The sequence below is a fragment of the Synechococcus sp. CB0101 genome (assembly GCF_000179235.2).
In the GTDB taxonomy this organism is placed as follows: Bacteria; Cyanobacteriota; Cyanobacteriia; order PCC-6307; family Cyanobiaceae; genus Vulcanococcus.
The window spans coordinates 275,835-300,530 of the sequence record NZ_CP039373.1; the positions used below are offsets into that span (position 1 = coordinate 275,835).

Consider the following 24,696-nt stretch of genomic DNA (forward strand, 5'->3'; position numbering starts at 1 on the left):
TCGATTCAGTGCAGGACGTGCTCGAGGGGCTGCAGCACGCCGGCCTGCAACCGATAGCGCTCCTCTGGTGCCACCCAGGCATCAAAGAGGTCGGGTTCGTGGGTCACCACCAACAGCACCCGCTCGCGCCCCAGCTCCGCCAGCAGCTCCAGGATTTCCCCTCGCACCGACCAATCCAGGCCCGCGGTGGGTTCATCCAGCAGCAGCACCTTGGGGTTGCGCAGCAGCTGCACCGCCAAGGCCAAGCGGCGTTGCTGGCCGCCGCTCAAGGCCTCTGGCGCCTGTTGCAGCGAGAGGCCATCGAGCCCCACCTGGTGCAACACCGCTTCGATTCGCTCAGACGGCACGCGGCGCTGGCCGAGCTTCAGCTCCTGCCCCACGCTGAGCCCCAGGAAATGGCGTTCGGGGAATTGGAACAGCAAGCCGCACAGCCAGCGCCGTTGGCGGGCATTCAGCGCCTTCTCGTTCCAGCGGATCGAGCGACTCCCGCTGCCAGTGGGTTCAGCCAACCCGCAAATCAACTCCAGCAGGGTGGATTTACCGGAGCCGCTGCGCCCAGCCACCAGCGCCGGCTGCCCCACCTGCAGCTGTAGATCGAGGCCCCGCAGCACGGGCTCTGGGGCCGTGGCCGGGTGATAGTTCAGCGACCTCAGCTCAAGCATCGACGGCGGCATGGCCTGGCGGTGCCCCCAGCATGTTTGATGGAGTCAACGCTGCGCTGCGCCCTGCCCCGATGGAGATCCGCTTTCGCGAATTCGATCCCTTCAACTGCTGGATCTGGCTGCGCTTCAGCAATGCCCCAGGCCAGGGGGAGCGGGGGTACATCGAAACGGCGTTCGACAGCTGGTTTTTCCTCGGCAAACTCGGTGGCTTCAACGCCGAAAACCTGCAGGTGCAGGAGGAGGGCGCTGAGCTGAGTGGCATGGCGTACGACGCCGAGACCGCCGCACGGGCGATGCCGGCCCTGATGCACAACATGGGCGAGATGGACTATCGCGGCGAGTGGGCTCGCTGCTGGCTGGATCTCGGCACCAGTGATGCCCTCGCCCTCGATGTGCTGATCAACACCTTGCGCCAGCTCGATACCGATGTGGTGGAGATCCAGGAGTTGCTGATCGGCGGCGTCAACGAGGACTGGCCCGTGGAGGACGATCCCGACAACCTGTTCACCAGCCTGCGCGACCCAGACGCCTGACCATGGCCCGCGAGTGCCGGCGTGTGCTGATCCCGCCAGTGCGGCTGCAGCAAGCCATGGCCGATGGCGTTTTAGGCCTCAGTGCGGAGCACAGCCGTTATCTCTGCAAGGTGCTGCGCTACGGCCCCGGTGACCGCTTCGCTGTGGTGGATGGCGCCGGCCATCTCTGGGAAGCCGAGTTGCTCGATCGCGAGCAGGCTCGGATGCTGCAGCCGCTGGCGCAACCCCTGCTCAGCCAGCCGCGGGATCAGCCGGCTGTGGTGCTGGCGGCTGCGGTGGTGAAGCGGGATTTTGAGCTGGTGGTGCGGATGGCGGTGGAGCTGGGCGTGGATCGGCTCGTGCCACTGCTCTGTGAGCGCACCGCCGTGCAGGGCCAGCTGCGGCCGGAGCGGTGGCAGAGCATCGCGGAGGAGGCGGCCGAACAATGTGAGCGCCTCTGGTTGCCTCAGATCGATCCGCCGACACCCCTGACGGAGTTGCTCAGTACTGACGCAGCCACGGCTTCAGTGGCCGCGATGCGGTTGTGGGCGACCACACGGCAGGAGGGATTGCCGCTGTTGGTTGAGGCATTGGCCAGCTCGGCTGCCCAGCTCCCCGATCAGGTGTGGCTGGCCTGTGGGCCGGAGGGTGGTTGGAGCCCCGCTGAGGAGGAGCAGGCCCTGGGCTGTGGCTGGAGCCCCGTGCAGTTGGGCCCCACGATCCTGCGCAGCTCCACGGCTGCTGTGGCGGGTGCGGCTCTGATCAGCCACTGGCGCGCGGCCAGGGGCTGAAGGCGATCACTTCTTGCCGAACAATCCGCCGGCCATGCTGCGGAAGCCCGCCAGGTTGGCGCCACCACGGCGGCGGCGCATCGGCAGGGCACCACCGGCGGTGACGCACTCTGGGGCAAAGGTGGAAAGGGTGGCCGCGGGCTTGGCCGCTTGCTCGGCTGCTAGTTCAGCGGCGATGGCTTCGGCGGTGGTGAGCACCTTGCCGCCGGGGGCGGCAGCCGCGGGTGCAACCGGTTCGGCAGCTTCCGGTTTGGACTCAACCTTCAGCGCAGCGGTCGCTTTGGCCTTGGGCTTGTCGGCGGTCTTCTTGGGTTCAGCAACAGGGGCCACGGCGGCCGGCGCCGCGGGGGCCTTCTCATCGAGGTTGAGGAAGAAGCTGCCCTTGCGGTTGAACACCATGGCGCCGGTTCTGAGGCGGATGGCTGGATTATCCGCTGCCGGCGGGGCTTCAGGGCCGATCCCTTAGGGCAGTGCAACAGAAGGGCTGCGGTTGTGTTGTGCTGGGCCTGTGTTGCGTTGGCCGCTGCGGGCTTGCTGGGAATGCTGGAGCTTCAGGTGTTGCTCAGTGCCGACCGTTTGCAGCACTGGGCGCTGGCCTTGCTGATCAATGCCGTTCTGATTGCTGCTGCCCAGTGGTTGCCGCTCCTCACCCGCGCCGGTTGGGTGCATGCCGGCATCCTGGGCACGCTGCTGCTGGGCAGCCTGGATTGGGCGGGGTGGTGGGCTGTGGTGCTCTATCTGGGCCTCGGTTCGCTGGTGACGCGGCTGGGTTTTCGCCGCAAGCAGGCCGATGGGCTGGCGGAGGCCCGCGGCGGCCGGAGGGGCCCCGAAAACGTGTGGGGATCGGCCGCCACCGGTGCCGCCCTGGCGCTGCTCAGCCTGCTTCCCTCGGCGCCGGTCACCCTGCTGCGGCTTGGTTTTGCGGCCAGTTTCAGCGCCAAATTGGCCGACACCTTTGGCAGCGAGATCGGCAAGCGCTGGGGGCGTCGCACCGTGCTGATCACCACCCTGCGGCCGGTGCCTCCCGGCACCGAGGGAGCGATCTCCCTGGAGGGCACGGCCGCGAGCTTGCTGGGTAGTGGCCTGATGGCGCTCGTGATGCTGCAGCTTGGCCTGCTGCAGACCCCTCTGGCCTGGGGGGTGGTGACGCTGGTGGGTTTGCTGGCCACCCTGCTGGAGAGCCTGATCGGTGCGGGTGTGCAGCAGCGTTGCGCCTGGCTCAGCAATGAGCTGGTGAATGCTCTGCAAACCACCCTCGCCGCTGTGATCGCCATGGCAGCGGCGGAGTGGTTGGGCCTGGGGTGACCCTTAGCTGCCCATCAGGGGCGTCAGCTGCTGATGCAGCTCCTGCAGCAGCTGCTCGCAGCGCCGTTGCACCGCCTTGGGACTCAGGCCGCTGCCACTGGCCAGCTGCCGCCAGGTGTCCTGCCGCAGGAGCCGCCCCAGAATCCAGCGCCGTTGCCGCCGCTCCAGCCGGCGCAAGATGCGCCAGAGGTGGCGCCGTTGCTCCCAGCGGATCACCCGCGCGTAGTGATCGCCGGCCCTGCTGTCGCGCAGCTGCTCCACCAGGGGGGTGAGGTCGCCGTCGTCGTCAAGATGGGGCTGCTCCAGGCTGGCCAGCTGAAGGCTGCGCCGCCGCGCTAGGGCCAGTTGCCAGCGCTCGAGGCTGCAGCCCAGGGCCGTGGCGAGGGCGCCGGCACTGAGGGGGGCGAGCCCCTGCTGCTGTCGCTGCTTCTGAAGGGCTTGGCCGCGGCGATGCAGCTCCAGCAGGTGGTGGCTGCCGCTGATGGGGTGGGAGCGATCGCGCAGGTAGTGGCGGATGGCGCCGCGAATCCAGGGCACAGCAGCCGTGCTCAGGCTGTGACCGCGGCCTGGATCAAAGCGCTCCACGGCTTTGATCAGCCCAAAACAGCCCTCCTGGGTGAGGTCGTCGAAGCTGTGGCCGCTGCGTTGTGATTCCTGGCGGGCCACCCGCCACACCAGCGGCAGGTTGGCGTGGATCACGGCATTGCGGTTGGCAGTTGTCCGGCACTGTTGGTAGGCGGCCAGCAGTGCGGCATTGCGCTGGCTGAAGTCAGCGCGGGCGGTGAAGGTGTGCATCGGGCCTGGGCAGTTGCGTGTTTTCACGCTCGCCGGCCGAGCTCATTTGGCGCTCCACCTGGCTGGTGGAGTTGGCCTCCCCCGTTTGGGGGATGACGCTCTGCCGCGGCTGTGATCAGGCGCTGACGCTGCCGACCGTGAGCGGTTGCAGGTCGGCCCATTGCAACAGGGCCGGCCAGTGCCGCACCCGCTCGTACACCTGGCGGTGCCCCTCGCTGTTGAGGTGTAACCCATCGCTGCTCAGCCAGTGCAGCCAGTTGGGATCCTGCAGCAACCTCTCCAGCAGCGGCAGGAAGGGCACATCCGCTTCCAGGCAGGCTTCTTCCAGCAGGCCTTCGTAGCGGCGCACCTGCTCCAGGTGGTACCAGAGCACATCGGCGTAGGGCATCACCGCCTCATCCACCGGTGTGAGGCCCAGCACCAGCACCGGTGCCAGCGATTTGGCCTGTTGGAGCAGCTGCTGCACCCCGAACAGAAAGGCATCGGCATCGAGCTGGGGGCGTCCATCCGGCCGGCCCACCCGGGCGGTGTCGTTCAGACCCACCGCCAGCAAGATGCCCTGGGGGAGTTGCCGGCGCAGTTCGCCGCGGCAGCTCACCTCCTGTTGGAGCCGGGCGGCCACCCGCTCGAGCCCATCACCACGCACGCCGAGGGGGTAGAGCACTGGCCCCTGGGGGAGCCCCATCCAGTGGCGGCGCAGGCGTTCACACCAGCCGCCTTCCTCCGGATCCCCCCAGCCCACCACACCGCTGTCGCCCATCACGATCAGCTTGCGGGGAATCGGAAGGCTCATCGCTGCAGCAGCCGTTGGCGGGCGCGGTCGCTGAGATCTTCCCCCAGCAGGGTGAGCACTGCGTAGGCCGCCAGCAACAGCAGCAGTTGATCGAAAGCGAAGGCGCTGAGGCTCTGATTGAGCTGGCTGCCGAGGCCGGTGCCGGCCACCAGGCCCACCACCACGGTTTCCCGCAGGATCACATCGGCGCGATAGGCGCCATAGGCCAGGTAAGAGCGCGCCAAGGCGCTGAAGCGTCCGTACAGCAGCGCCAAACGCGGACCGACGCCGCTGCTGCTGAGGGCTTCCTGCCGTTGGGGCCCAGCTGCCTCGCTGCCCTCCAGTAGCAAGCGCCCCAGGATGCCCAGGTTGTGAAAGCCGAGGGCCAACGCGGCTGTGATCAGCCCGGGCTTGAGCACGAACAGCAGCAGCAGGGCCGTGAGCGGCGGCGGCCACAGCCGCCCGATCGCCCAGATCAGTTGCAGTAAGCGCTGCCCCCAGGGCCAAGGCGCCACCAGCAACAGCAGCAGCGGCGCCACGCCCACCGCCAGCGCAGCCGCCAACAGGGTGAGCACCACGGTGTTGAAGATGAGCGCTGGCCAGGGCAAGGCCAGGGCTTCGCTCCAGCCGCCGGGGGCGATGGGGGGGAGCGGTTGCCACTGCAGCAGCACAGACGGTTCGATCGCCAGGGCTTGCCCCACGCCGAACACCACCGGCACCAGCAGCAGCGCCGCCAGCACCAGTTCCCGGCCACGCCGCCCCACGCTGCTGGCCCGCAGGCTGAAGCGGCTGGGCATGCCCCAGCGCCGCCGCAGCCTGCCGATCACCGCCTCCAGCGCCAACATCACCCCAAGCAGCAGCCAGAGGCCGCTCCAGAGCTCGTGGAATTGCAGGGATTGCAAGGTGAGCAGCAGTTCATTGCCCAGGCCGCCCAGACCAAAAACCCCCAGCAAGGTGGCGCTGCGCAGGGCGCATTCGAGCCGGTAGCCGCCGTAGCTGATCAGCCCTGGGAGGAGCGGCGGTCCCATGGCGGTGAGCAAAGCTGCCGGCGGTGGGCTGCCTGCCGCCACAAGAGCCTGCAGGTTGCGCTCGCTGAGGCTGTCGAGCAGATCGCTCACCACCCGGGCCACCAGGGCTCCGTAGGGGATTGCAATCGCCACAACCGCGATCACCGGCTGCAGACCGATCACCTGCAGCAGCAACAGACCCCAGATCAGTTCATGAATGGAGCGCGGGATGGCCAGCAAGCGGCGCAGCGCCTCCGCCGGCCAGCTGTGGCCAATCAGGGTGCGCCAGAGCAGCCGCGAGCTGGCCAAACCGCCGATCAGGCCGATCAGCAGGCTGGCGAACCAGCCCAGCAGAGCCATGCCGGCGGTGACCCCAAGCCCCCGCAGCAACGACGCCAGCACCACAGGATCCGTCGAGGGCTGCACGGCCGCGAGCAGAAACTGACCGATCAGATCCCAGCCGCCCCCATGCATCACCCCTGGCAGGAGCAGCAGCACGGGGACCAGCACCAGGGCGGGCAACAGCAGCAGCAGCGGTGCGGCTGGTTTCATCGGCTGCCGCTGGCTACGGGTACCCCGGCGTACAGAACCTCGAGCTCAGCGGCCTGCAGCTCGCTCACGGCTCGATCGAACTGGATGCGCCCCTGGCGCAGGCCAACCACCCGATCAAAGCCCTGCAACAGATCCGGGCGATGCAGGCTTAACAGCAGCGCTCTGGGAGCCGAGGTCTGGGCGATCAACAACTGCAGTAGGTCTTGGGCAAGGCGCGGATCGAGGCTGGCCAGGGGTTCATCCGCCAACAGCAGCAGCGGTTGCTGGCGCAGCAGGCGGGCAATCGCCACCCGTTGCCGTTGGCCGCCCGAGAGCTCGCCCACCGGTTGGTTGAGCAGCTGCGGCTCGAGATCCACCTGCCGGAGGGCTTCAGCGCAGGCCTCGCTTTCCAGGGGCAGGAGGAGGTTGAGCAGGGCGCGCGGCCAGCCCCACTGGGCCAGCCGACCGCAGTTGAGGTTCTGCTGCACACTCAGTTCTTCGATCAGGCGCAGGTCCTGCCAGAGGGTGCCGATGCGGGCCTGCTGGCGGCGCCGAGCCCGCTGGCTGTGGGCGCGCCCGGCGCCGCACCACCGCACCTCTCCCTCAGAGGGTTCGAGCAAGCCATTCGCCACCGCCAACAAGGTGCTTTTGCCGGCGCCGCTGGGGCCCAGCAGCGCCACCCGTTCGCCCGCCTCCAACCGCAGGTTGATGCCGTCCAGCCGGGGCTGCTGTCTCCCGGGTACCGCCACATTGCGCAGCTCCAGCACCGGTTCGCTGGGCAAGCTGCTGTGGGTTGGTCCTGGGGTCTTCATGACCTCCCACTGTGCCTGGCGGGTCGATGCCGCCGTCTGCACTAGAGCGAGCTGAAGCGGAACGCCAGCAGCGCCAGGATGAGCCCCACCAGCATCAGTTCAATGATGTCGGGGCCGCGGGGATTCATGAGCGCTTCTCCTCACCTTCGATCCGCTTGACCGAGGGCAGGGTCAGCGCCAAGACCAACAGAGGGATTTCCAGCCAGAGCACGCCATTGCCCAGGGCGATCACGGCCAGATCGATGGCGGCCAGGGAGCGCAGGAACAACACCCACACGTCATCACCCTCACTGCAGCTGCGCTGCCAGAGCAGTAACCCGGCCACCACCAGCACCAGATCCAGCAGCAGTGTCATCGGGAAGGGCGAGGCTCTCGCCCCTCGATTCTGCTGCCTGCTGGCAACCGCTGCCCGTGCTCAGCGGATCTGGCCGATCTGGCGACCTACCTGTTCGATCCGGCCGTAGGCGCTGGCCTTGGCCGCGGTGAACTGCTGAGCACCGAACAGGCTGAGGATCTGCTTCTGCTCTGGATTGCTCGGCCGCCAGCTCAGGATCGCTTTTTGGATCCGGTTGGTGAACCCTTTGCCAAAGCGTTTGTCGAGATCCGGCTGGGCAATCCAGTGGTAATCGGGATACCCCGGGGTTTTCCAGATCGCCATCACCTTGGAGCGGTTGGCTTTGCCGTTGTGCAGGCTCGCGCGCCACACCTGCTCATTCACCGCGCCGGCTTCGTAGGCGCCGCTCTGCACCAGGGCCACAGTGGCGTCATGGCTGCCGCTGAAGCCTGGAGCGCCGCCGGCGAACTGGTTGGGCTTCACACCGGCCTGGCCGAGGAAATACTGCGGCATCAAGCGGCCAGAGGTGGAGCTCTCCGAGCCGAAGGTGAAGCGCTTGCCCTTGAGTTGGCTGAGACCGTTCACGGAGGTGACCGGCTTCAGCCCGCTTTTGGTGTTGGCGATGAAGATCGTGTGGAACGAGGCATCGATGTCGCGTTGGGCGAGCACCTTGGCGCCGGGCTTCTGCAGGCGCGCCTGTACGCCGGTGAGGCCGCCGAACCACACGAGATCGAGATTGCCGGTGCGGAAGGCGCTCACCGCCGCGGCGTAATTGGTCATGGGCACGTATTGCACCCGCACGCCGAGCTGTTTGCTCAATTCATTGGCCACGAGCCCGTAGAGCCGGTTCAGCTTCTCCGGCTGCTGATCGGGGATGGCGCTGATGCGCAGCACCGGTTTGCTGCTCTGCTGCGCGTGAGCTGCCGGTAGGGGCAGCTGGGTGGGACTGAAGGTGGGGAGGGCCGCCGGGGCCAGGGCCAGGCCGATGCCGGCCAGCACGGCGGCCGAACGTTCTCGGCCGCGGATGGAAAACAGAACCATGGGCAGGGGCGGGATTTCCGCCAGTGGTGCCTGCTGATTCTCTGCTTTAGGGGGAACAGCCTGGGCTGGATGGCCTCAGAGGCTCTGGATGAAGCGCTCCAGCCGATGCAGCCCCTCTTCGATGCTGCTGTTGGCGGCGGCGCAGGAGAGGCGAATGCAGCGGTCATCGCCGAAGGCCACCCCGGGCACCACCGCGAGCCCGTGCTCATCGAGCAGGCGGTTGCAGAAGGTCATCGAATCGAGGCCAGTGCTGCTCACATCTGGGAAGGCGTAGAAGGCGCCTTCCGGTGGAAGGAGTTGCAGCCCGGCGATGGCTTGGAGCCCATCGCTGAGCAGCTGCCGCCGTTCATTGAACCGCTCCGCCATGGCGTGCACGCAGTCGCGGGAGCCGCTGATCGCGGCGAGCGCCCCGAACTGGGCAAAGCTGCACACGTTGCTTGTGCTCTGGCTCTGCAAGGCAATCGCGGCTTTCACCACATCAGCGTTGCCGGCCAGCCAGCCGATGCGCCAACCGGTCATCGCCCAACCTTTGGCGAAGCCATTCACGCTGAACACCCGATCGGCGAGATCGGGAGCTACAGCCGCCAGGCTGTGGTGCGTGTGCCCTGGGGCCAGCAAAAACTCATAGATCTCGTCGCACACCACCGCCACCTGGGGATGGCGGCGCAGCACGGCGGCGATGGCCTCCAGCTCCTGGCGGCTCAGCACCATGCCGGTGGGGTTGCTGGGGCTATTGAGCACCAGCAGCTTGCTGGCTGGGGTGATGGCAGCTTCGAGTTGGGCTGGATCAAGGCGGAAGCCCTCGGCGGCGGAGCTGGGCAGCAACCGCACCGAGGCCCCCGCGAGGCGGGCGATTTCTGGGTAGCTCAGCCAATAGGGCGCGGGCAGCAGCAGCTCATCGCCCGGCCCCAGCAGCACCTGGAACAGGTTGTAGAGCGCTTGCTTGCCGCCGTTGGTCACCAGCACCTGCTCACTGCGGGTGGGCACCTGGTTTTCCTGGCTCAACTTGGCGGCGATCGCCTCCCGCAACGCTGGTTCGCCGGCGGCGGGGCCGTAGCGGGTCTGACCGCTGCGCAACGCCTCGGCTGCGGCCTCACAGATGAAGGCGGGGGTGTCGAAGTCGGGTTCGCCGGCGCTGAGGCTGCAAATGTTCTGGCCTTCGGCTTTAAGCGCCTTGGCTTTGGCAGCGATGGCCAGGGTGAGGGAAGGCTGAAGAGCCTCGGCCCGGGCGGACAGCGTCAGGGTGCGCTGAGAGGGCGGGCGCAGCATCGGCGCAGCGACGAAAAGGGCAACGCCGCGGGGCTTTGCCGGTGTGATGTGCATCCTGCCGTATGCCGCATCCCCGCAAGCGTTCAGCGCACACTGTTTTGTGAGCGCCCTGCTGGATGGCGCAGCCCTGATGTGATTGGCTCCGCCATGACAGATCCGCTGATCGATGCACGGCCCGCCAGCTCAGCGGCTCTGGTGCTGGCGGCGGATGCCCCTCAAGCCTTAGCGGCTTTTTATGCCGCTTTGGTGGGCGCCTCCGCTGAGCCTGGCTTCAGTGCTTCCCACTGGCGGGTGCCGCTGCCTGAGCTGGGCTGGCTTGAGCTGTATCGCCCCAGTCGTCAGCGGCCGGTGGCGCCTGGTCGTGGCCGGCTCGCGGTTTGCCTGAAACGGCAGGGGGATGGCACGGACCTTGCGCAATGGCAGCAGCAGGCGCTGGCCCTGGGCGCGCAACGGCTGGAGGATCCGCGCCAGGAGCCCTTTGGCTCGGAGGTGTGGCTGCTCGATCCCGAGGGCAACGGGCTGTTGCTGTTGGTGGGCCGACCATAAAGTCGCCGCCATGACGATGTTTCCGCCCCAAGCCAGCCGCCTCTCCGCTGCCGAATTGGAGCAGGAGCTGGATCAGGTGGCCGCGGCGTGTGATGGCTGCCGCCGCTGCGGCCTGGGCCACAGCCGCACCCAGGTGGTGGTGAGCCGCGGCAATCCCCGCGCACCGCTGATGGTGATTGGCGAGGGTCCTGGCGCTCAAGAAGATGAGCAGGGCAAGCCGTTTGTGGGCCGATCCGGCCAGCTGCTGGATCGCATGCTCGAGAGCGTGGGGATCGACAGCAATCGCGATGCCTACGTCTGCAACATCGTGAAGTGCCGCCCGCCGGAGAACCGCAAGCCCACGGGCCTGGAGATGGCGGCCTGCCGCCCCTGGCTTGATCAACAGATCCAGCTGGTGGATCCGCCGGTGATTCTCCTGGCCGGTGCCACGGCCGTGGAAGGTTTGCTGGGGATCAAGGGCGGCATCACCAAGTTGCGCGGCCAGTGGCGCAAGGGCGAAGGCGGCAGCCTGGAGGGCCGCTGGCTGATGCCGATCCTCCATCCCTCTTATTTGCTGCGCAACGCCTCGAAGGAGCGGGGATCACCGAAGTGGCTCACCTGGCACGACCTCCAAGACGTGCAGCGTCGCCTGGCCCAATTGACTGCTCCGCTGTGACAGGCTTGCGCCAACTTCTTCGGCCCTAGCGCGCGCTGCTGCCATGACCGCCTCTCTGGCTTCCGCTCCGGCAACTGAGGCAGCGAACAATCCCCGTTACGACACGGTGATCCGCCGCCGCAAAACCCGCAGCGTGCGGGTGGGCGATCTCTGGATGGGCAGCGACCACCCGGTGGTGGTGCAGTCGATGATCAACGAGGACACCCTCGACATCGAAGGGGCTACGGCTGGGATTCGCCGCCTGCATGAAGCCGGCTGCGAGATCGTGCGGGTCACGGTGCCGTCGTTGGCCCATGCGAAGGCCATGGGCGAGATCCGCCAACGCTTGGAGAGCGCCTACAAGCCGGTGCCGCTGGTGGCGGATGTGCACCACAACGGCATGAAGATCGCCCTGGAAGTGGCGCAGCACGTCGACAAGGTGCGCATCAATCCAGGCCTGTTTGTGTTTGATAAGCCCGATCCCAACCGCACTGAGTTTTCGGATGCGGAGATTGCAGCGATCGGCGATCGCATCACGGAAACGTTTGAGCCGCTGGTGAAGCTGCTGAAGGAGCAGGACAAGGCCCTGCGGATCGGCGTGAACCATGGCTCGCTGGCGGAGCGGATGCTGTTCCGTTACGGCGACACCCCCCTGGGCATGGTGGAGAGCGCCCTCGAGTTCATCCGCATCTGCGACCGGCTCGACTTCCACAACATCGTGATTTCGATGAAGGCGTCGCGGGCGCCGGTGATGCTGGCCGCCTACCGGATGATGGCGGATCGCATGGATGCGGAAGGCTTCCACTACCCGCTGCACCTCGGGGTGACCGAAGCCGGCGATGGCGATTACGGCCGCATCAAGAGCACAGCCGGCATCGCCACCCTGCTCAGTGAAGGTCTCGGCGACACGATCCGGGTGTCGCTCACCGAGGCTCCTGAGAAGGAAATCCCGGTTTGCTACTCCATCCTCCAGGCCCTGGGCCTGCGCAAAACGATGGTGGAGTACGTGAGCTGCCCCAGCTGCGGCCGCACTCTGTTCAACCTGGAGGAGGTGCTCCACAAGGTGCGCAGTGCCACCGCCCATCTCACGGGCCTGGATATCGCCGTGATGGGCTGCATCGTGAATGGCCCCGGCGAGATGGCGGATGCCGATTACGGCTACGTGGGCAAGACACCAGGCGTGATTTCCCTCTACCGCGGTCGTGAGGAAATCCGCCGCGTGCCGGAGGCTGAAGGCGTTGATGCCCTGATCGCCCTGATCAAGGAGGACGGCCGCTGGGTGGATCCCTGACGGATTCTCCGGTTTTCCCTCCTTCCACCCCACGATGTAGGGGCTAGCTTGAACGTATTGAAGGGCTCAGGAGCCGTTGATGGGCAGCATTCGGGGTAAGCGGGTCCTGGTGCTGGTGGGTCTGGGTGCACTGGGGGTGGTGGCGCTGCCGCCACTGCTCGGACCCAGCGCGGCGTCGTTGGTGAACGACAGCCCCAAGGAGGTGATTGATCAGACCTGGCAGATCGTTTTCCGCGATTACCTGGATATCAACGGCAAATACACGCCGGAGAAATGGCGCAGCCTGCGCCGCCAGGTGCTCTCGAAAACCTATGGCAGCTCCAAAGAGAGCTACGAGGCGATCCGCGGCATGCTCGCCAGCCTGGATGATCCCTACACGCGGTTCATGGATCCGCGTGAGTTCAAGGAGATGCAGATCGACACCTCCGGTGAGCTCACGGGGGTGGGAATTCAGCTGAGCCTCGATAAAGACACCAAGGAATTGGTGGTGGTGAGTCCGATTGAGGGTTCACCGGCCTCCAGGGCCGGGGTGATGCCGAAAGACGTGATCGTGTCGATCGACGGCAAGAGCACCAAGGGGATGTCGACCGAGGACGCGGTGAAGCTGATCCGCGGCCAAGCCGGTTCCACCGTGACCCTGCAACTGCGCCGCGACGGCAAGCTCGTGGACACCCCGTTGGTGCGTGCCCGCATTGAGTTGCACGCTGTGGATAGCCAGGTGAATACCAGCGCCGATGGCACCCGCATCGGCTACATCCGCCTGAAGCAGTTCAACGCCAATGCCGCCAAGGACATGGCGGATGCCCTCAAGAAGCTGGAGGGCGAGAACGTGCAGGGCTACGTCCTCGATCTGCGCAGCAATCCCGGTGGACTGCTGATGGCGAGCATCGCCATTGCCCGCCAATGGATGGACGAAGGCGTGATCGTGTCGACCAAAACGCGCGATGGCATTCAGGACACCAAGCGCGCCACGGGCCGTGCTCTGACCCAGCGCCCCCTGGTGGTGCTGGTGAATGAAGGTTCAGCCAGTGCCAGCGAAATTCTCTCCGGCGCCTTGCAGGACAACCACCGTGCTGTGGTGGTGGGTGAAAAGACCTTCGGTAAGGGTCTGGTGCAATCGGTGCGCGGGCTCTCCGATGGCTCCGGCATGACCGTGACCATCGCCAAATACCTCACCCCGGATGGTCGTGACATCCACAAGCACGGCATTGATCCGGATGTGAGGGCCAAACTCACCGCCCAGGAAGCCCAGAAGCTGCGGCTCGAAGACCTGGGTACGAGTAAGGACAGTCAGTACCGCGTTGCCGAATCCACCCTGCTCAAGCAGGTGAAGGCCAGCAATGGTGTCACCAAAGCGAAGCTCTACAACCCAGCGAGCGCCAATGTGCCGGCTGCGCTGAGCGGAGCTGGGAGCAGCCGCTGAGGCGCTGCTTAATCATTCTCTCCGCGGTACTTCCTCAGGCGGCGCTGCCCACAGGCTGCATCAAGCCACCACCAGGGGTGGAGTCATCGTCATCGTTGCCGGTGTCGCCTTGCAGCAGGGCGTAAACCCCCAGGGCGATCAGGCCCACCAGGGAGGAGATCAGGCTCAGGCCACCGCTGCCGAAGCTGGAACCCAGATCGATCACCTCGCCCAGACCAGCGCCCATGAGAGCCCGTTACAGAAGTTCTCAAAATTGTAACGGACTTTTGCGCACCTGAGAGAGGGCGTCTCGCAGCCCGGGGCTGAATCAGACGCTCAGCACCGCTTCGTTCTTGGCCTGGATCTGCTCGGCCCGTTGGGCATCGGTGAGCCCGTCGGCGCCGGGAATCTGTTCGGCCATTTGCTTGAGCCAGTTCATCAGCTCCTCCACTTGCTTCTCCATTGGCAGCACCCCCAGCCCCCGGGCCAGCACTTTGGAGGTGGTGCCGGAACCGGCCTGGAACATCAACCGGCCGTGCAGGTGCTGGGGCAGCCCCTGGCGCAACAGCCGGAAGGCGGGCTCCTCCATCGGTGTTTCCAGGGCGATGTTGGGCTTCTCGGGTTTGATGCGTGAGAAGCCGCAGCGCTTGGCCAGCAGCTTCAGCTCCATCAGCTGCAGCAGTGAGATCACCGGTGCCGGGATGGCGCCATAGCGATCCACCCAGTCGGTGGCCAGTTGCAGCAGAGAATCGGGGCTTCCGCAGTCGGCCGCGGCGCGGTAGGCGGCCATCTTCTCGTCGTTGTCGGCGATCCAGTCGCCGGGGATGAAGGCGGTGATCGGCAGATCGATCTGGGTGTCGTCGACGGCGGGGATGTCTTGCCCCTGGATCTCCGCCAGGGATTCCTGCAGCATCTCCATGTAGAGGTCGAAGCCGATGGTTTCCATCTGGCCGCTCTGCTCCACCCCCAGCAGGTTGCCCACGCCGCGAATCTCCATGTCGCGCATGGCGAGTTGATAGCCGCTGCCGAGTTGGGCGAATTCCTGGATGGCCCGCAGCCGCTGCCGCGCTGCTTCGCTCAGTGATGCATCACCTGGATAGAACAACCAGGCATGGGCCTGGATGCCGCTGCGGCCCACCCGGCCCCGCAGCTGATACAGCTGGGCCAGGCCGAACTTGTGGGCGTCTTCGATCAGGATCGTGTTGACGCGCGGGATGTCGAGGCCGCTCTCCACGATCGTGGTGCAGAGCATCAGGTCGGCTTCGCCGGCGTTGAACGCCACCATGGCGCTCTCCAGTTCGCCTTCGGCCATCTGACCGTGGGCCACCAGGAGGCGTAGGCCCGGGACCATCAACCGCAACCCCTCAGCCACGTCTTCGATGCCTTCCACCCGCGGCACCACGTAGAAGATCTGGCCGCCGCGATCGAGCTCCTGGCGGATGGCGCTGCGCACCGCCTCCTCATCCAGGGCGGCGAGGTGGGTTTTGATCGGGCGGCGCAGGGGCGGCGGCGTGGTGATCAGGCTCATCTCCCGCACGCCGGAGAGGCTCATGTAGAGGGTGCGCGGGATCGGGGTTGCCGAGAGGGTCAACACGTCGACGTCTTTGCGCAGCGCCTTGATCTTTTCCTTCTGGTTCACGCCGAAGCGCTGCTCCTCATCCACCACCAGCAGCCCGAGCTGCTTGAAGGCGGTGCCCTTGCCCAGCAGTTGGTGGGTGCCCACCACCACATCCACCGTGCCTTCCCCCAGGCCCTCCTGGATCGCCTTGCGTTCGCCGGCGGTGCGGAAGCGGTTGAGCAAGCTCACCTTGATCGGATAGGGCGCAAAGCGCTCCGAGAGAGAACGCCAGTGCTGCTGTGCCAGCACCGTGGTGGGGGCGAGCATCGCCACCTGCTTGCCGGCGGTGACGGCTTTGAAGATGGCGCGGATCGCCACTTCGGTTTTGCCGAAGCCCACATCGCCGCACACCAGCCGGTCCATCGGCTGGGGCTTTTCCATGTCGCGCTTCACATCGGCGATCGCCTTCAGCTGGTCGGGGGTGGGTTCGTAGGGGAACGACTCCTCCAGTTCGCTTTGCCAGGGACCATCGGCGGGGAAGCAAAAACCGGCGGCCTGGTGGCGTTCGGCGTAGAGCTTGACCAGATCGAGCGCCACCTTGCGCACGGCCTTGCGGGCCCGCTCCTTGGCCTTGCTCCAGGCCGTGCCGCCCATCCGGTTGAGATCGGGCGGTTGCTCGGTGGTGGCCCGGTAGCGGCCGAGGCTGCCGAGTTGATCGGCCGCCACCCGCAGTAGGCCGTCGGCGTATTGCACCACCAGGTAGTCGCGCGATTCGCCGCTGATCGCCAGCTTTTCGAGCTTGATGAACTTGCCGATGCCGTGGTTGCGGTGCACCACGAAATCGCCGGGGCGCATCTTGTTGGGATCCACCGTGCGGCTGGCGGCCTTGCGGCGCCGGCGCACATAGCCCGTGGCGGTGAGCGATTGCTGCCCGAAGAATTCGCGGTCGGTGATCAGCGCCAGCTTCCAGGCCGGCAGCTGCAAGCCCTCGAGCTCAGCGGTGCCCTTGGTTTTGAGGGCCACGGGCGTGTTCTGCTCGATCAGCCGCTCGATCGAGGCCTGATCACCTGAGTTGGGTACGAACCGGGTGATGCAGTCGTGCTCTTCCAGCAGGGCCACGGCGCGGCTGGGCTGAGCCGACAGCAGCCACACCCGTGTCTTCTCGCGCTGCAGCCCTTTGATCAGCTCGGCCAGCTTGCCGAACTGATTGGGGTAGGCCGGCACCGGCCGGCTGGCTAGATCAAAGCTGTTGGGGTGGTTGTCGCTCTCGTGCAGCTCCGCCAGATCGAAGCCGGCAAAAGTCTCCGTGCTGCTCAGCGCCTGCTCGGGCGTGCGGTGCAGCACTGCCGGTAGCTCCACCCCGAGTTCGGCGCACACCTCAGCGTGGTGCTCGTTGGCATGGTCGAACCACTGCTGGCCGTGGGCGAGGCAGTGGCGCCGCTCATCCACGGCGATCAAGGTGTTCGCCGGCAGGTAACTGAGCAATGAGGCCGGTTCGCTCCAGGCCAGACCCATCAGCCGGCGCATTCCTTCGGGGGTGCCCCCTTCGAGTAGTTGCTCCAACGCTTCCGGGCTGAGCAGCTGATCCAGCCCATCGGGCATGCCGTCGCGCAGGGCATCGGCGATCAGCGGGCCATAGCCGCTGGGGGTGAGACGCACCACCTCGATCGGATCCAGGGAGCGTTGGCTGGCGGGATCAAATTCCCGCAGCTTTTCCAGCTCTTCGCCGAAGAACTCCAGGCGCACCGGCAGCTCGGCGCTCACCGGGAACACATCCACGATGTCGCCGCGGCGGCTCCAGCTGCCCTCCTGCTCAATGGAGGTGACGCGCTCGTAGCCCAGGCGTGTGAGCGTTTCGCCCAGCTCCTCGAGATCCACCGTGTCGCCCTTGCGCAGGCTCAGGCATTGGGCCTTCAGTGCCGCTGGCGGGGGCAGGTGCGGCTGGAGGGCCCGCTCGGTGGCCACGATCGCCATCGAGGCGGCCCGCTCTTCATCGAGGAGCTCGCTGAGCACCTGCAGCTGCCCCCAGGTGATCTCGCTGGTGGGATCAAACGGTTCGTAGGGGCTGCCCTCGCTGGTGGGATACAGCTGGGCGCTGCTCCAGCCCATCAGCTCCAACAGCGCCGCCCAGCGGCCCGCCTCCTCCAGGGTTGGCACCACCACCAGGAGTGGTGCCTCGGCGGCCGTGGCCAGGGCGCTGCTCACCAGGGCCCGCGCGCCTCGTCCCGCTCCGCTCATCCGCAACCGCTCGTCGCGCTGGCTGCGCTGCAGCACTTCGCCGGTGAGCGGAGCCTGCTGCAGCTGTCGCACCAGGGCGGTGAGGGGCATGGAGCTCAATCGGCACAGCGGCCCATCCTCGCAAGAATGGGTGGATGGCCAGCGCCCCTGACCGCTCCGGTTGCCTCATCAGGCTGCTGCCGCTAGTGCTGTTGCTGGCTGGCGGGGCTGTGCTCAGCCGGATGGCGGATGGGCCCAAGCGCCCGGCGCCAATGGCAACGCTGGGTCCTGCTGATTACCGGCTCACGCCCGAACGTGAGCCGGGATTGATGGCCCAGCTGGGCGCAGGCGATCAGGCCTGGGTCCCCCGGGCGGAACCGATCCTGGGCGGCGGTACCCGCTACGTCTACAAAAAACGGTCCGATGAGCAACCGCTGTCGCTGGAGCAAATCAAGGCGCTGATGCGCCATCCCCCCAGCTTTGCGGCGGAGCGATCGGCGATTCGTCTGTTGCTCAGCCAGATGCGCCAAGCCGGGGTGACGGTGCTGCTCGGGCCACCGCGCAAGCAAGGCGCCGCGGGGGAGTGGGATCCGGCCCGAGCTGTGTTGCGCATCCGCTCCGACATCCCGGCCAAGGGAAGCCGTGAATTCGCGCGGGTGCTCAACCATGAGGCAATCCATGTGGCGCAGAGCTGCCGCCAGGGATCGCTCACGGCTCAGCCCCAGCTGTTGGGCCTATCGCGGCGGGTGCAGGGGGCTGCGATACGGCATCTCCAGGAACCCCTCTACCGCAACAGCACGGCTTTGGAGCGGGCCCTGGAGGAAGAGGCCTATGCCAACCAAGACAACTTGCAGCTCGGCGTTCAGCTGATCAAGGCCCATTGCCGGTTGGCGTAGGGCTCGCCTCCAACCTGCAGCGCCCGTTCGCCAGCCGTAAGCGCCCTTCCAGGGGGCCATCCAGAAACTCCAGCGCCACTGGGCCATCGGCTGCCGCGGGCAAGGCACCGGCGTAGTCGCCGTGGGCGATGCCGCGGGCCCAGCCCCTGTTGCCAGAAACAGCTGCACTGCGCGGCTCGAGCCACACCAGCCGATGGGGCGCCAGAGGCACCGCCTCCTGTTCAGCACCACCAGCAACGGGGATCTGGCCCAATCGCCAGGTTCGGCAGTGCTCGCCGTCTTCCAGCAGCAGGTCGTAATGACAGCCGTTGGGATCGTCTGGCGCGCCGGTGTGCTCGAGCAGGGCGTAGCGGGGCATGGGCTGGATTACGCCGGGGCCGGGCTCATCAGCGCTTCCTCCAGCAGCATGTTGAACTGCAGCAATTGCTCGTCGCTCAGTTGTTGCCGGCTGCTGAGCTGGAACTGCTGCTCCAGCAGTTGCCGGCCGCGGCTGGCATCCCATTGGAGGCTGCGCAGCAGCTGATCGCACTGCTCCAGGAGGTCTTTGCGGCGTAGGGGCACAGGTGCGCTGCCCGTATCACAGCCGCTGGGCAGGTTGCGCAGGCAGCGCAGGTAGCTCACCAGATCCGCATAGGCGGTGAGGCGGTTGCGGCTGGGATGGCCGAAGGCCCGTTGCAGATATTGCCCCTCTTGATTGCGGTCCCAGCCAATGCGCTGCAGCTGCACATCCAGTTCGGCGAGTTCATCGCTCCAGTCGTCGGGATCAGCAGGGGGCTCCTGCGCTGGCGAAGCCATGGCAGGGGCCGTTGCCTCTGTTGCTTCTGTTGCCTCTGAGCGTGGTGCTGGATCTGGCTCGCTGGCGCTGAACAACGTGGCTTGTGGTGGCGGCTCAGAGGATTCGGGTTGCGTGCTCTCCGCGGTGGGTGCTGCTGCAGGTCGGATCACCGGGTGCCGCACCTGAGCAGCTGCCGATGCGGCTGGTTCGGAAGGGGGTGAAGCGTGGGTTCCCAGCCGTTCTTGCAGCCGTGTGATCGCGCGTTCTTCCGCTAGCTCGGCGCTGGCGGCTTCGCCGAGGGCGCTGCCCAGGCAGCTGTTGCCCTGCCAGGCGCTCACCTGCACCACCCGTTGGCCGGGCTCGGCGTGCACCAGCCGCGCCTTCAGCACCGGAGGGGTCTGCATCTGCGGAGTGGGTCGGCGAGCGTTTCTACACTGCCTGCTCCAGGAATCCTCTGCACGGCGCGATGGAAGCGGAGTCGATTCCTTCTCTCTCACCACTGATCCAGGCGGCGGATCAATGGGGTGAATGGCTGCTGCTGCTGCCGCTGCTGGTGGCGCTTGAGGCCGTGCTCTCCGCCGATAACGCCATTGCCCTGGCGGCGATTTCCAGGCAGCTGCGCGATCCGCAACAGCAAAGTCAGGCCCTGAACTTTGGCCTGGGTCTAGCGCTGGTGTTCCGGTTGGCGTTGATCGCTGTGGCGCGTTGGGTGCTCGATTTCTGGCCCCTTCAGCTGCTCGCTTCGGCCTACCTGCTCTGGCTCTGCATCAGCAACCTGATGCCCGCCTCCTCCGCGGTTGCATCCGAAGTGGACGCAGACCACGCCCCCGAACCCGGTTCACCCCATCACGATCGTGGTTTGGTTGCCGTGGTGGGCACCCTGGCCCTGACCGACCTCGCCTTTTCGCTCGACAGCGTTGCTGCAGCCGTCGCCGTGAGCGACAACCTCTGGCTTGTGATGGCGGGTGGGGTGATCGGCGTGGTGGCGTTGCGGCTCACCTCCGCGCTGTTTATCCGCTGGTTGGGTGTGTTTCGCCATCTCGAAATGGCGGGCTACCTGGCGGTGGGCTTGGTGGGGATGCGCCTGCTGCTGCGCCTAGCGGCACCTGATCTGGTGCCGCCGGAGTGGGTGCTGCTGGCGGTGGTGGGCCTGCTGTTCCTCTGGGGGTTCTCCAGCCGCTACCCCACCCCTGAATCCAGCTGAACGGCATGCGTGTGGAACTGCGCCAGGCAGGCAGCAACCGCCTGCTCGAGAGGCTTGAGCTCGACGACATCCCCCAGCCCGGCCGCTGGCTGGTGGTGGAGGACCGCAGCTTTTTGGTGTTGCAGCGCCACCACCGCTATCAGTTGCGCAGCGGCCGCTACGAGCTCAGCTCCATTGCCCTGCAGGTGAAGGCCCAGAAGCAGCCGGCCGATGCCCGCTGGTGGCAGGGGCGCTGGGTGATCGGAGACCCCAGCTGCAGCTACAACGCCCGCAGCCCGCTGCTGCGATGCGCGGTGTTGCCGGAGGGGCCCTGTGAGCGCTGCGCCCACCACACGGCGATCGCATCTGAGGTGTGATCGCTTGGCACTGATCAGCTCGCTGCCCCGCCCTGAACAAGCCGACACCCCCTGGATTGGCCAGCTGGTGGCGGGCCATGGTGTGGCCTCCGGCCGGGCTGCGGATAGCCCCTATCCCGCCGGCACCATCAGCCTGCAGACCCCGTTGTTTGCGGCCGTAGGGATCGACTTGAGCCCATATCAGCCGGCCACCCTCAACCTGGATTTCAGCCCTGGCGAATGGCGGCTCCGTGATCCCGATCAGCGGGTTGAGCAGCTGCACTGGAGCGATCGCCATCCCCCGGAAACCTTCTCCTTCTGGCGCTGCTGGCTGGAGCCCCTTGATGCGCGTCTTGCCGCTGTAGGAGCGCTGATCTATTACCCCCACCCGGAAACCAAGCAGGCCCATCACCAGCCTGCTGGTTTGCTGGAGCTGCTGGCCCCACCGCTGGGCGCGTTGAGCCCGGGGGATCGGTTTCGCCTTTGGGTGGACGGACGGCGTTGCCGCCTGATCCAGCCCGCGCGCCTGCGGGCCCGGCTGCTGGAGTTTCTCAAGTTCCGCGTGCTGGCGGCCCAGGATGCGTTCTTCGCCGAGGGGGTGCAGGGTTTGCGCCCCTGGCTGCAGTTGCACTGGCCGGAAGCCTGCGACCTCAGCGACCACGATCTGGAGCTCACCCTCGAGCAAGCCCGCTTCCTCTACACCGAATCGAGCCCGCCACCCCGCCCGTAGGGTGAGGTTCCAAGTGCCAGCTCCCTATCTCCTCCTCCACGCACCCAGCTCCGGGACAGGAGCAGCGCTCCGGACGACCGTCGCAGCAGCGCATCAGGCGCCTCACACCTTCAGCCGCCGCTAGCGCCAGCCCTGCCATTCCGGCGCCCTCCGAGGAGGAGCTGAACAGCTCGCCCTTCGCCGCTCTTGGCCTAGGCCGGCCGATCGTGCAGGCGGTGTTGGAGAAGGGCTATACAAACCCCTCGCCGATTCAGACCCAGTGCATCCCGGCGGTGCTCGAGGGCCGCGATGTGATGGCGGCCGCCCAGACCGGTACGGGCAAAACAGCAGGCTTCACCCTGCCGATGTTGGAGCGGTTGCGCCACGGCCCCCACGCCCGCAACAACGTGGTGCGGGCCCTGGTGCTGACCCCCACCCGCGAGCTGGCGGCCCAGGTGGGCGAAAACGTGGCGGCCTATTCACGCCACCTCGATCTGCGCTCGGATGTGGTGTTTGGCGGGGTGAAGATCAATCCCCAGATGATGCGCTTACGTGGCGGCGCCGATGTGCTGGTGGCCACCCCCGGCCGGTTGATGGATCTGGCTCAGCAGAACGCCGTGAAGCTCAACCGGGTGGAAATCCTGGTGCTGGATGAAGCCGATCGGATGCTCGATATGGGCTTCATCCGCGACATCCAGAAAATCCTGGCGCTGTTGCCGGCCAAGCGGCAGAACCTGCTGTTCTCCGCCACGTTCGAAGCATCGATCAAAAAGCTGGCCACCGGTTTGCTGCATAACCCGGTGCAGCTCCAGGCCACACCGGAGAACCGCACCGCCACCACGGTGGAGCATCTGCTTCATCCCTGTGACATGGCGCGCAAGCCGGATCTGCTCTGTCACCTGATCAAGAGCAACGATTGGCAGCAGGTGCTGGTGTTCTCCCGCACCAAACACGGTGCGAATCGCATTGCCGATCGCCTCACGCAAGAGGGCATGGCGGCCGCGGCGATCCATGGCAACAAGAGCCAGGGGGCCCGCACCCGTGCCTTGGCCGGCTTCAAGAGCGGTGAGCTGCGGGTGCTGGTGGCCACCGATATCGCCGCTCGCGGCATCGACATTCACCAGCTCCCCCACGTGGTGAATCTGGATCTACCCAACCAGGCGGAGGACTATGTGCACCGCATTGGCCGCACCGGCCGTGCCGGTTGCAATGGCCATGCGGTGTCGCTGGTGGCGGCGGAAGAGCATGAGTTGTTGCGCGCGATCGAGCGTTTGATCGGCAACCCACTGCCCAAGCAGGAGGTACCGGGCTTCGAGCGCACCATCCACTCAGCGCCCCCCCTGGATCTCAGCGGTGGCCGTGGCCGCGGCGGCAGCAGCCGTGGCGGTGGCAACAGCCGCGCGGGTGGCGCCCGGACCGGGCGCGGACGCGCTCCTGCGGGGCGATCGGGCCAGCGTTGAGGCAGCCACCTCAGGGCGATGGGTTTTGATCCACGGGATTGGCCGACCGGCTCACGCGGGACGCGGCCGATCACCGGCAACCTGGATGCCTTGCTGCAGGAAAACGCTGCCCTCAAGCAGGAGGTGCTGCGGCTTCGCCGCTTGCTCGATCGTTATGAACGGCTTGAGCGCGAGCCAAGGGCGACGGCCAAGCCGGCTTGGGTCAGCGTTGACCAGGCGGCCGACTGGGCTCGCCTGCTGACGCAACAACCGGGCTGGACACAGCTGCGGGCTGGGGATGACCACACAGGGCTGCAGGGGTTGATTGCCCAGCTCAACCGCTCCAGCTTTCTGCCGCAGCTGAGCCTGGAGCAGCGTCTGGATCGCCTTGCCCCCGGGCTGGGGCGTGATCTGCAAGACGCCGTGCAGCGCCTCACCGGCAAGCAGCGCCTGGCCGTGTTGGCCGCCTTTGCTCTCTATGGCGTCAGCGCTCGCGAGTGGCTGGCCGATGAGCCGCGCCGGGTGGTGGCGGAGTTGCGTCAGCAGTGCCAGCGCCTGGAGCGCACCAGCCGAAGTCGCCGGCCCGGCAGCCGCACCCGAAGTGATCGAGGCAGCGCCGGTGAGAGCCATTCAGGGCCGCCCCCGGGCGCCGATCCCCGCCGCGCCGAGGCCTACCGGCAGTTGGGTTTGGCCTGGGGTGCATCGCGCGAGGCGATCAAGAAGGCCCACCGCCGTTTGGTGAAACAACACCATCCCGATGTGGGCGGTGAGGCTGAAGCCTTCCGCCGTGTGAACGACGCCTATCAGTTGCTGATGGCCTAGCCCAGGCGATCGCCTGCCTGGGCCTGGAGTTGTTGCAGCAGTTGAGTACCGCTGGCGGCAGCCTTGCCCTCCAGCTGGGCTTCTCGCAGCAGCAGCGGGCAGCCGCTGCTGGCCACCACCACGCCGATTCCGGCCACCACCTCCAGCACCGTGCCTGCGGAGGGGGCGTTCGCGTCCGGTGTGCTGCCGGGAGGGAGTCCCCACCGCTGCGCCAATTCAGCTGCTTCTGGGCTGAGCTCCGCCGCCAGACGCTGCACCAGCGGTTCCGTTACCAACACCTTGAGCCGCTTGCCCTGCCAGTTGCTGGTGGCACCTGGGTAGAGCCCCATCACTTTGCGATGGATGCTGAGGGCGGATTGGTTCCAATCGATCTGGTGATCGTCTTTGGTGAGCATGCGGGCGTAGGTCATGCCCTCTTCGCGTTGCACCCGTACCCCGAGCCGCTGCAGCCGCTCAGCTTCAGGGCCCGGGCCGGCTGCTGCGATCAACGGCAATGCCTGCACCAGCAGCTCGCCCGTGAGCTCGGCCAGACGTTGGGCTAACTGGTAGGCGTTCTCCCGCAGCCCGATCGGGAGGGAGCGCTCCAAGAGCACCGGGCCCGTGTCGAGCCCCTCTTCCATCGCCATGATCCCAACACCGGTGGTGGCATCGCCCTCCAGCAGGCTCCATTGGATCGGGCCCGCTCCCCGCCAGCGCGGCAGTAGTGAGCCGTGGCCGTTCCAGCAGCCCAGGGGCGGTTGCTGGAGGATCTCCAGCGGCAGGATCTGACCAAAGGCTACCACCACGTAGACATCAGCGCCCAGATCGGCGAGCTGCCGTTGGCATTCAGGCTCTCGCCGAATCCGCTCGGGGGTGAACACCGGGATGCCCAGCTCCAGCGCCCGCGCTTTCACCGGTGAGGGCATCAGGGCTTTGCCTCGGCCCCGTCGCCGATCCGGTTGACTCACCACACCCACCAACTCGTGGCCGGCGGCGACGAGGGCATCCAGGCTGGCCACGGCATAAGCCGGGGTGCCCCAGAACAGAATCTTCACGCC

At 66.7% G+C, this 24,696-nt stretch carries 27 protein-coding genes; 13 read left to right on the plus strand and 14 right to left on the minus strand.

Features of this window, described 5'->3' with window-relative positions:
* Positions 1-5: 5 nt before the first annotated feature.
* Entirely contained in the window at positions 6-662 is a 657-nt protein-coding gene (locus CB0101_RS01525) for an ABC transporter ATP-binding protein (RefSeq protein ID WP_010309420.1), read from the minus strand.
* Between the two features lie 71 nt (positions 663-733).
* Here CB0101_RS01525 and CB0101_RS01530 point away from each other — a divergent pair, with 71 nt between their 5' ends.
* Positions 734-1,195: a DUF3531 family protein gene (locus tag CB0101_RS01530; protein ID WP_029553002.1), complete on the plus strand. Its 462-nt coding sequence runs from the start codon at positions 734-736 to the stop codon at positions 1,193-1,195.
* A gap of 2 nt (positions 1,196-1,197) precedes the next feature.
* Positions 1,198-1,965 carry a 16S rRNA (uracil(1498)-N(3))-methyltransferase gene (locus tag CB0101_RS01535; protein WP_010309416.1) on the plus strand — a complete coding sequence of 256 codons (768 nt, stop codon included), beginning with the start codon at positions 1,198-1,200 and terminating at the stop codon, positions 1,963-1,965.
* Positions 1,966-1,971: 6 nt separating this feature from the next.
* Here CB0101_RS01535 and CB0101_RS01540 read toward each other — a convergent pair whose 3' ends face one another.
* Positions 1,972-2,364 carry a hypothetical protein gene (locus tag CB0101_RS01540; protein ID WP_010309415.1) on the minus strand — a complete coding sequence of 131 codons (393 nt, stop codon included), beginning with the start codon at positions 2,362-2,364 and terminating at the stop codon, positions 1,972-1,974.
* 141 nt (positions 2,365-2,505) lie between these two features.
* Here CB0101_RS01540 and CB0101_RS01545 point away from each other — a divergent pair, with 141 nt between their 5' ends.
* Positions 2,506-3,270, plus strand: coding sequence for a DUF92 domain-containing protein (locus CB0101_RS01545; RefSeq protein WP_010309413.1), 765 nt, complete (start codon positions 2,506-2,508; stop codon positions 3,268-3,270).
* 3 nt (positions 3,271-3,273) lie between these two features.
* Here CB0101_RS01545 and CB0101_RS01550 read toward each other — a convergent pair whose 3' ends face one another.
* From CB0101_RS01550 to CB0101_RS01580, 7 genes are all read right to left on the minus strand, one after another.
* On the minus strand, positions 3,274-4,065 hold the full coding sequence (locus tag CB0101_RS01550) for a sigma-70 family RNA polymerase sigma factor (RefSeq protein WP_010309410.1): 792 nt from the start codon (positions 4,063-4,065) through the stop codon (positions 3,274-3,276).
* A gap of 115 nt (positions 4,066-4,180) precedes the next feature.
* Positions 4,181-4,858, minus strand: a complete 678-nt coding sequence (locus CB0101_RS01555; protein ID WP_010309407.1) for a GDSL-type esterase/lipase family protein — start codon at positions 4,856-4,858, stop codon at positions 4,181-4,183.
* Entirely contained in the window at positions 4,855-6,396 is a 1,542-nt protein-coding gene (locus CB0101_RS01560) for an ABC transporter permease (RefSeq protein WP_010309404.1), read from the minus strand. The genes CB0101_RS01555 and CB0101_RS01560 overlap by 4 nt, the downstream gene beginning before the upstream one ends.
* A complete protein-coding gene (locus tag CB0101_RS01565; protein WP_010309403.1) occupies positions 6,393-7,187 on the minus strand; it encodes an ATP-binding cassette domain-containing protein in 795 nt (264 codons plus the stop codon). Before CB0101_RS01565 ends, CB0101_RS01560 begins: the two co-directional genes overlap by 4 nt.
* Positions 7,188-7,311: 124 nt before the next feature.
* Positions 7,312-7,542 (minus strand): hypothetical protein, encoded by a 231-nt coding sequence (locus CB0101_RS01570; protein WP_010309402.1) that lies wholly within the window; start codon positions 7,540-7,542, stop codon positions 7,312-7,314.
* Between the two features lie 60 nt (positions 7,543-7,602).
* Positions 7,603-8,562: a putative selenate ABC transporter substrate-binding protein gene (locus CB0101_RS01575; protein WP_010309401.1), complete on the minus strand. Its 960-nt coding sequence runs from the start codon at positions 8,560-8,562 to the stop codon at positions 7,603-7,605.
* Positions 8,563-8,637: 75 nt separating this feature from the next.
* Entirely contained in the window at positions 8,638-9,831 is a 1,194-nt protein-coding gene (locus CB0101_RS01580) for a pyridoxal phosphate-dependent aminotransferase (protein ID WP_010309400.1), read from the minus strand.
* Between the two features lie 147 nt (positions 9,832-9,978).
* Between CB0101_RS01580 and CB0101_RS01585 the strand changes: the two genes are divergently transcribed.
* The 4 genes from CB0101_RS01585 (at position 9,979) to CB0101_RS01600 (ending at position 13,725) form a co-directional block, all read left to right on the plus strand.
* Positions 9,979-10,377, plus strand: coding sequence for a VOC family protein (locus CB0101_RS01585; protein WP_010309399.1), 399 nt, complete (start codon positions 9,979-9,981; stop codon positions 10,375-10,377).
* Positions 10,378-10,387: 10 nt separating this feature from the next.
* Entirely contained in the window at positions 10,388-11,032 is a 645-nt protein-coding gene (locus CB0101_RS01590; RefSeq protein ID WP_010309397.1) for a uracil-DNA glycosylase family protein, read from the plus strand.
* A gap of 43 nt (positions 11,033-11,075) precedes the next feature.
* Entirely contained in the window at positions 11,076-12,302 is a 1,227-nt protein-coding gene (gene ispG, locus CB0101_RS01595) for a (E)-4-hydroxy-3-methylbut-2-enyl-diphosphate synthase (protein ID WP_010309394.1), read from the plus strand.
* Positions 12,303-12,381: 79 nt separating this feature from the next.
* Complete coding sequence (locus tag CB0101_RS01600) at positions 12,382-13,725, plus strand: S41 family peptidase (protein ID WP_010309391.1); 1,344 nt, start codon at positions 12,382-12,384, stop codon at positions 13,723-13,725.
* 34 nt (positions 13,726-13,759) lie between these two features.
* Here CB0101_RS01600 and CB0101_RS01605 read toward each other — a convergent pair whose 3' ends face one another.
* Both CB0101_RS01605 and mfd read right to left on the minus strand, forming a co-directional pair.
* Positions 13,760-13,951: a hypothetical protein gene (locus CB0101_RS01605; RefSeq protein WP_010309390.1), complete on the minus strand. Its 192-nt coding sequence runs from the start codon at positions 13,949-13,951 to the stop codon at positions 13,760-13,762.
* A gap of 81 nt (positions 13,952-14,032) precedes the next feature.
* Complete coding sequence (gene mfd / locus CB0101_RS01610) at positions 14,033-17,590, minus strand: transcription-repair coupling factor (protein WP_010309388.1); 3,558 nt, start codon at positions 17,588-17,590, stop codon at positions 14,033-14,035.
* 44 nt (positions 17,591-17,634) lie between these two features.
* Between mfd and CB0101_RS01615 the strand changes: the two genes are divergently transcribed.
* Positions 17,635-18,375 (plus strand): hypothetical protein, encoded by a 741-nt coding sequence (locus CB0101_RS01615; protein ID WP_010309385.1) that lies wholly within the window; start codon positions 17,635-17,637, stop codon positions 18,373-18,375.
* On the opposite strand, the gene CB0101_RS01620 is transcribed toward CB0101_RS01615, so the two are convergent.
* Complete coding sequence (locus CB0101_RS01620) at positions 18,350-18,733, minus strand: hypothetical protein (protein WP_010309382.1); 384 nt, start codon at positions 18,731-18,733, stop codon at positions 18,350-18,352. The genes CB0101_RS01615 and CB0101_RS01620 overlap by 26 nt on opposite strands.
* 8 nt (positions 18,734-18,741) lie before the next feature.
* On the minus strand, positions 18,742-19,554 hold the full coding sequence (locus tag CB0101_RS01625; protein WP_010309378.1) for a hypothetical protein: 813 nt from the start codon (positions 19,552-19,554) through the stop codon (positions 18,742-18,744).
* Positions 19,555-19,616: 62 nt separating this feature from the next.
* On the opposite strand from CB0101_RS01625, the gene CB0101_RS01630 reads away from it, so the two are divergent.
* The 5 genes from CB0101_RS01630 to CB0101_RS01650 all read left to right on the plus strand — a co-directional run bounded on the left by CB0101_RS01630 (position 19,617) and on the right by CB0101_RS01650 (position 23,659).
* Positions 19,617-20,354 carry a TerC family protein gene (locus CB0101_RS01630; protein ID WP_010309375.1) on the plus strand — a complete coding sequence of 246 codons (738 nt, stop codon included), beginning with the start codon at positions 19,617-19,619 and terminating at the stop codon, positions 20,352-20,354.
* A gap of 5 nt (positions 20,355-20,359) precedes the next feature.
* Positions 20,360-20,710 (plus strand): DUF6464 family protein, encoded by a 351-nt coding sequence (locus CB0101_RS01635; RefSeq protein WP_010309372.1) that lies wholly within the window; start codon positions 20,360-20,362, stop codon positions 20,708-20,710.
* Positions 20,711-20,714: 4 nt separating this feature from the next.
* Entirely contained in the window at positions 20,715-21,419 is a 705-nt protein-coding gene (locus tag CB0101_RS01640) for a hypothetical protein (protein ID WP_010309369.1), read from the plus strand.
* 215 nt (positions 21,420-21,634) lie between these two features.
* Complete coding sequence (locus CB0101_RS01645) at positions 21,635-22,858, plus strand: DEAD/DEAH box helicase (RefSeq protein WP_010309367.1); 1,224 nt, start codon at positions 21,635-21,637, stop codon at positions 22,856-22,858.
* A gap of 18 nt (positions 22,859-22,876) precedes the next feature.
* A complete protein-coding gene (locus CB0101_RS01650) occupies positions 22,877-23,659 on the plus strand; it encodes a J domain-containing protein (RefSeq protein ID WP_010309365.1) in 783 nt (260 codons plus the stop codon).
* Here the strand turns inward: CB0101_RS01650 and fmt are convergent.
* The gene (gene fmt, locus CB0101_RS01655) at positions 23,656-24,693 is read right to left on the minus strand and encodes a methionyl-tRNA formyltransferase (RefSeq protein WP_010309363.1); all 1,038 of its coding nucleotides are present in this window, start codon (positions 24,691-24,693) and stop codon (positions 23,656-23,658) included. The two genes, CB0101_RS01650 and fmt, sit on opposite strands and share 4 nt — an antisense overlap.
* Positions 24,694-24,696: the final 3 nt, after the last annotated feature.